Origin of the sequence: Sphaerotilus sp. (assembly GCF_031429695.1) — a bacterium.
Lineage (GTDB): Bacteria > Pseudomonadota > Gammaproteobacteria > Burkholderiales > Burkholderiaceae_C > Sphaerotilus.
The window spans coordinates 32,651-39,186 of record NZ_JANPAB010000019.1; the positions used below are offsets into that span (position 1 = coordinate 32,651).

Consider the following 6,536-nt stretch of genomic DNA (forward strand, 5'->3'; position numbering starts at 1 on the left):
CCAGACCACCAGACAGGACACAGGGAACCACCATGCAACGCAAAGGCATCATCCTGGCCGGCGGCTCCGGCACCCGGCTGCACCCGGCGACACTGGCGATCAGCAAGCAGCTGCTGCCGGTCTATGACAAGCCGATGATCTATTACCCGCTGAGCACGCTGATGCTCGCCGGGATCCGCGACATCCTCATCATCAGCACGCCGCAGGACACGCCGCGCTTCGAGGCACTGTTCGGCGACGGTAGCCGCTGGGGCCTGAACCTGAGCTACTGCGTGCAGCCCAGCCCGGATGGTCTGGCGCAAGCCTTCATCCTGGGCCGCGAGTTTGTCGGCGGTGCACCCAGCGCGCTGGTGCTGGGCGACAACATCTTCCACGGCCATGACCTGCAGCACCTGCTCAACAGCGCGACCGCCCGCACCGAAGGCGCCAGCGTCTTCGCCTACCACGTGCACGACCCCGAACGCTATGGCGTGGTCGACTTCGACAGCGAGCGCCGCGCCCTCAGCATCGAGGAAAAGCCCAAAGCCCCGAAGAGCCAATACGCCGTCACGGGGCTGTACTTCTACGACGAGCAGGTCTGCGACATCGCGGCGAACATCGCCCCCAGCCCGCGCGGCGAGCTGGAAATCACCGATGTCAACGCGGTGTACCTGAAGCAGGGGCAACTCAACGTCGAGATCATGGGCCGCGGTTACGCCTGGCTGGACACCGGCACCCACGACAGCCTGATGGAAGCCGGGCAGTTCATTGCCACGCTGGAAAAGCGCCAGGGCCTGAAGGTGGCATGTCCGGAGGAGATCGCCTACCGCAGAGGCTGGATCGACGCCGCACAACTGGAGCGACTCGCCCAGCCGATGCTCAAGAACGGCTATGGCCAGTACCTGCAGAAGGTGCTCCACGAGAAGGTCTATTGAGCATGAACGTCATCCGCACCGCCATCCCCGACGTCCTCATCCTGGAGCCCAGGGTCTTTGGTGACGCCCGTGGCTTCTTCATGGAGAGCTACAACCAGAAGGTGTTCAACGAGGTGGTCGGGTACGAAGTGAACTTCGTGCAGGACAACCATTCGCGCTCGGCCAAGGGTGTGCTGCGCGGACTGCACTACCAGTTGCCGCCGCACGCCCAAGGCAAGCTCGTGCGCGTCACCGCCGGTTCGGTGTTCGACGTGGCCGTGGACCTGCGCAGCAGCGGCCCGACCTTCGGGCAATGGGTCGGCGTGGAGCTGACGGGCGAGAACCACCGCCAGTTCTGGATTCCACCGGGGTTCGCCCACGGATTTGTCGTGACCAGCGACAGCGCGGACTTTCTCTACAAGACCACGGACCTGTACGCGCCCGACTGCGAAGGCGCGGTGCGCTGGGACGATCCGGCCATCGGGATCACCTGGCCGGACCTGGGCATGGCGCCTCTGCTTTCAGGCAAGGATGTCGCTGCGCCCGTGCTGGCACACGCGCGGCGTTTCGACTGAAACCTTATCCCCATCCGGACCACGAATATTCGCTCCGAATCCACCCTCTACAATCGGCGCCGACCCCGCAACCCCGCGGGGTCGTTTCGATCTGGTCCGACGCTCCATGCTTGCTTCCCGCCTGAGTTCTCCCCTTTGTCGTCTGAGTGTTGTGGCATTGGTTGCTGCGGGAGCGTCGTCGTGGACGGTCGCGCAGACCTCTGCCACACCGAGTGACAGCACGTCGGCCACGTCGACCAATGCCGTCAACAGCGGTGCCGGCACGAATGCCAACGGCCCGGTGCGGTTGCAGCAGTCGCCGACACGTCCATCGGCGGCCCGTGCCGGCATGGATCCGACGGACGAGCGTCTGCGTGACCGCGAAGATGCCGTTGTGCAGGAGGATCCGGCGGCACCGTTCAACCGGGCAACCGGTGCTGGTGTCGACGAATTCGAAACCTACGTGCGCAAGCTGGGCTACACCGGAGTGCAGCGCTTCGGCCAGGAGCTCATCACCGGCAAGGCCAGCTACGACATCGCTGAGTCGAGCGGCCTGGTGCCGGCGGACTACATCGTCGGCTCCGGTGACGAACTGCAGATCTCGCTCTGGGGTTCGGTCGACGCCGATCTGCGCGTCATGGTCGACCGGAGCGGGCGCATCTCGATTCCCCGTGTCGGCACGATCATGGTGGCTGGCGTGCGCTACGCCGATCTGACGGACGTCATCTCGCGCCGCGTGGGGCAGGTGTTCCGCAACTACCAGATCAGCGTGTCGCTCGGCCAGATCCGCAGCGTGCGGGTGTATGTGACCGGCTACGTCAAGCGGCCCGGTGTCTACACCGTGGGCGGTTTGTCGAGCGTGGTCAATGCGCTGATGCGCAGCGGCGGACCGGCCTCCGCAGGCAGCCTGCGCAGCATCGAGCTGCGGCGCGGCAAGGAAACCGTCACCCGCTACGACCTCTACGACCTGCTGCTCAAGGGTGACCGCAGCGCGGACCGGGTCGTGCAGAACGGCGACGTGATCCACGTCGGCCCGATCGGCCCGCAGGTGGCCCTGGTCGGCAGCGTCAACCGGCCCGCCATCTTCGAGATGAATTCGGGCGAGAAAATCGCGGACATCGTCGCGATGGCGGGTGGGTTCACGGCGGTGGCTGACCGCAGCCGTCTGGCGATCGAGCGGCTCGATGACCGTTCCAAGACCCGCATCACCCAGTTGAGCCTGCCCGAAGACAACGCCCAGGCGCCGGGCAGCGGCGATGTGCTGCGCGCTTTCAGCGCGGTCGATGCGACCCAGCCGGTCGCGCGCCAGAACAAGCGTGTGCGCATCGAAGGCGAGGTGCTCAAGCCAGGCGAATATGTGCTTCCGCCGGGTGTCACGACGCGCATGGTGGTGGGTCTGGCGGGTGGATTGACGCCGAATGCCTACGTGTATGGCACGGAGTTCACGCGTGAAAGTGTCCGAGTTGCACAGCAGCAAAGCTATGACCGCGCACTGCGTGACATGGAAACCGAGTTCGCCCGCGCCTCGGCGACCCAGCGCGCCATCAGTGCCGACGAGGCCGCGACCTTCGAGCAGCGCAGCACGGCCACGTCCCGCCTGATCGACAAGCTCCGCCAGGTCCGTCCGACCGGGCGGATCGTTCTCCAGCTGGCGCCGGACGCCAGCACGATTCCCGACCTGCCCATCGAGGACGGGGACCGTGTCTACGTGCCGGCGCGGCCGACCACGGTCAGCGTGTTCGGCTCGGTGTTCAACAGTGGTGCGTTTCTGCTGGAGCCCGGCAAGACGCTGGGTGAATTCCTGGACCTGGCCGGAGGTCCGACCCGCGGGTCGGACCCGGGTGCCACGTTCGTGCTGCGTCCGAACGGCAGCGTCCTGAGTCAACTGCAACGGTCCTCCTTCTTCGGACTGGTGGGCGGTGTGACCAAGGTCAAGGCGGAGCCGGGAGATACCGTGTTCGTGCCGGAAATGATGAACAAGACCACCTGGGTCCAGGATCTGAAGGAATGGACGCAGATCCTGTATCAGTTTGGTATCGGGGCGGCGGCGTTGAAGACGCTGCAGAACTGAGATCTTATAAATTGTGAGAATGTGAATTCTGGTATGCAATCGCACAGTGACATCGACCTGATGGTCGAGGATGAAGACGATGGCATCAGTCTGACTGAGTTGGCGCAGATGATCGGATTTCGATGGAAGTCCATCGTGGTGGGAGGCTTGCTCTCGGGTGCTCTGGGCTTTGGCGGCGCCTCGCTGATGAGGCCTGTTTTCACGGCGCGCACGATTGTTATGCCTCCGCAGCAGCAGCAAAGCTCTGCTGCTGCTGCATTGAATTCGCTTGGCGCATTGGCAGGTTTGGCGGGTGGTGGTCTGAAAAGTTCAGTAGATCAATACATCGCCTTGATGCAGAGCGTTACTGTGTCGGATCGACTCATTGATCGTTTCAAATTAATGGATTTCTATGAAGAGACGTACCGCTCGGATGCGAGGCAAACACTTCTGAAAAATGCGGTCATCACTGCAGGCAAGAAAGATGGGTTGATCCTGATCGAGGTCGATGATTACGATCCCAATCGTGCGGCGGAGATCGCCAATGCCTACGTTGATGAGCTGAGACTGATGACGAATACATTGGCAGTCAGCGAGGCGCAGCAACGTCGGCGTTTCTTTGAGCAAAAGCTTGAGGAAACCAAGTCCCGCCTCACGGAGGCACAGATGGCGCTGCAGGCCAGTGGCTTCAATGCCTCGACATTGCGCGCAGAGCCCAAAGCTGTTGCCGACGGGTATGCCCGGTTGCGTGCCGAGGCAACTGCAGCCGAGGTTCGCCTTCAGACCTTGCGGCGTGCCTTGACTGACGCTGCACCGGAAGTGCAGCAGCAGCAGGCGCAGTTGGCAGCATTGCGATCCGAATTGGTGAAACTGGAGCGTAAAGACCCGCGCGATGCTGCTAGCGAAGCCGATGCCGGGTATGTCGGGCGTTATCGTGATTACAAGTATCAAGAAACGCTGTTTGAACTGTATGCCAAGCAGTTTGAGATTGCACGGCTCGACGAAAGCCGTGAAGGTGCCATCATCCAAGTGGTGGATGTGGCGACGACTCCGGACAAGAAAAGTAAACCGAAGCGGGGAATGTTTGCCGTTGGATTCGCTTTGCTGGGCGGGCTGATCTTTGTTGCGCGTGCAGTGATATTGGGTATCAAGCGACCGTCATCGACTGCTCCCTGATGCATATGAGTGTGGTGTGAAATCGGCCTTAAATACGGAAATACAGTGAACAGTATCAAGATTTTCGTGACTGGACACCGTGGCATGGTCGGCAGCGCGCTGGTGCGCCGCCTGCAGGCCGGCGGCTACACCCAGGTCATCACCCGCACCCGGGCGGAGCTGGATCTGCTGGACCAGCGCGCCGTGCAGGCCTTCCTGGCGGAAGAGCGCCCTGACTACCTCTTCATCGCCGCGGCCAAGGTCGGGGGCATCCAGGCCAACAACCTCTACCGCGCCGACTTCCTCTACCAGAACCTGCTGATCGAGGCCAACCTGGTCCACGGCGCCCACCTCGCCGGCGTGCAGCGCCTGATGTTCCTCGGCTCCAGTTGCATCTACCCGCGCGACTGCCCGCAGCCCATCAAGGAGGACTACCTCCTCACCGGCCCGCTGGAGCCCACCAACGAGCCCTATGCCATCGCCAAGATCGCCGGCATCAAGCTCGCCGAGGCCTACAACCACCAGTACGGCCGCCAGTACGTGAGCGTCATGCCCACCAACCTCTACGGCCCGAACGACAACTACGACCTCGCCAGCAGCCACGTGCTGCCCGCGCTGATGCGCAAGGCGCATGAGGCCAAGCTGCGCGGCGACGATGAATACGTCGTCTGGGGCAGCGGCACCCCCATGCGCGAGTTCCTCTATGTGGACGATCTGGCCGACGCCTGTGTCCACCTGATGGAGCGCGGCTACGCCGGCCCGCTGGTCAACATTGGCACCGGCACCGACGTGACCATCCGCGAGCTGGCCGAAACCGTCATGGACGTGGTCGGCTTCCGGGGCCGCATCACCTTTGACGCCACCAAGCCAGACGGCACCCCGCGCAAGCTGCTCGACGTCAGCCGCCTGGCTGGCCTGGGCTGGACGGCCAGGACCGGTCTGCGCGACGGCATCCGCCTTGCCTATGAGTCAGCGCCGTTCCATCGCGCCTGATCCATTTACCGATTCATTCAAATTTTTCAACGGAAGTAACGAAGCTATGTCGACGAACAAGAAGGTTGCCCTGATCTCGGGCGTGACGGGGCAGGACGGCGCGTATCTGGCCGAGCTGCTCCTCAAGAAGGGCTATGAAGTCCACGGCATCAAGCGCCGCAGCAGCCTGTTCAACACCGACCGCATCGACCACCTGTACCAGGATCCGCACGTCGACAACCGCCAGTTCACGCTGCACTACGGGGATCTGACTGATTCCACCAGCCTGGTGCGCATCATCCAGCAGGTGCAGCCGGACGAGATCTACAACCTCGCGGCAATGAGCCACGTGGCCGTGTCCTTCGAGACGCCGGAATACACCGCCAACGCGGACGGCATCGGCACGCTGCGCATCCTGGAAGCCATCCGCATCCTGGGCCTGGAAAAGAAGACCCGCTTCTATCAGGCCAGCACTTCGGAGCTGTATGGCCTGGTGCAGGAAATCCCCCAGAAGGAAACCACGCCCTTCTACCCGCGCAGCCCGTATGCGGTGGCCAAGATGTATGCCTACTGGATCACGGTGAACTACCGCGAGGCCTATGGCATGTACGCCTGCAACGGCATCCTGTTCAACCACGAAAGCCCGCTGCGTGGCGAAACCTTCGTCACCCGCAAGATCACCCGCGCCATCGCCCGCATTTCGCTGGGCATGCAAGATTGCCTGTACCTCGGCAACATGAGCGCGCTGCGCGACTGGGGCCACGCCCGCGACTACGTTGAAATGCAGTGGCTGATGCTGCAGCAGGATACGGCCGAAGACTTTGTCATCGCTACCGGTGTGCAATACAGCGTGCGGCAGTTTGTCGAACGCGCGGCGGCTGAACTGGGCGTCACGGTCAAGTTCGAAGGCGA

The 6,536-nt window shown here is 62.8% G+C and carries 6 protein-coding genes; all 6 read left to right on the forward strand.

Annotated features, from left to right (window positions below; all coding sequences use genetic code 11):
* Positions 1-32 precede the first annotated feature (32 nt).
* A complete protein-coding gene (rfbA, locus tag RMP06_RS04580) occupies positions 33-914 on the forward strand; it encodes a glucose-1-phosphate thymidylyltransferase RfbA (RefSeq protein ID WP_310460600.1) in 882 nt (293 codons plus the stop codon).
* A 2-nt stretch (positions 915-916) separates the two neighbouring features.
* Positions 917-1,468 carry a dTDP-4-dehydrorhamnose 3,5-epimerase gene (gene rfbC / locus RMP06_RS04585; protein WP_310460601.1) on the forward strand — a complete coding sequence of 184 codons (552 nt, stop codon included), beginning with the start codon at positions 917-919 and terminating at the stop codon, positions 1,466-1,468.
* A gap of 151 nt (positions 1,469-1,619) precedes the next feature.
* Positions 1,620-3,518, forward strand: a complete 1,899-nt coding sequence (locus RMP06_RS04590) for an SLBB domain-containing protein (RefSeq protein ID WP_310460602.1) — start codon at positions 1,620-1,622, stop codon at positions 3,516-3,518.
* A 33-nt stretch (positions 3,519-3,551) separates the two neighbouring features.
* Entirely contained in the window at positions 3,552-4,673 is a 1,122-nt protein-coding gene (locus RMP06_RS04595) for a Wzz/FepE/Etk N-terminal domain-containing protein (protein ID WP_310460603.1), read from the forward strand.
* Positions 4,674-4,733: 60 nt separating this feature from the next.
* Entirely contained in the window at positions 4,734-5,645 is a 912-nt protein-coding gene (locus RMP06_RS04600; RefSeq protein ID WP_310460607.1) for a GDP-L-fucose synthase family protein, read from the forward strand.
* A gap of 46 nt (positions 5,646-5,691) precedes the next feature.
* The coding region (gene gmd, locus RMP06_RS04605) for a GDP-mannose 4,6-dehydratase (RefSeq protein ID WP_310460604.1) at positions 5,692-6,536 on the forward strand (845 nt) is incomplete at its 3' end.

Bases quoted from the DNA above. Each gene is read 5' to 3' on its own strand.
- rfbA (WP_310460600.1), top strand. From the start codon at position 33: ATGCAACGCAAAGGCATCATCCTGGCCGGCGGCTCCGGCACCCGGCTG.
- rfbC (WP_310460601.1), top strand. From the start codon at position 917: ATGAACGTCATCCGCACCGCCATCCCCGACGTCCTCATCCTGGAGCCC.
- RMP06_RS04595 (WP_310460603.1), top strand. From the start codon at position 3,552: ATGCAATCGCACAGTGACATCGACCTGATGGTCGAGGATGAAGACGAT.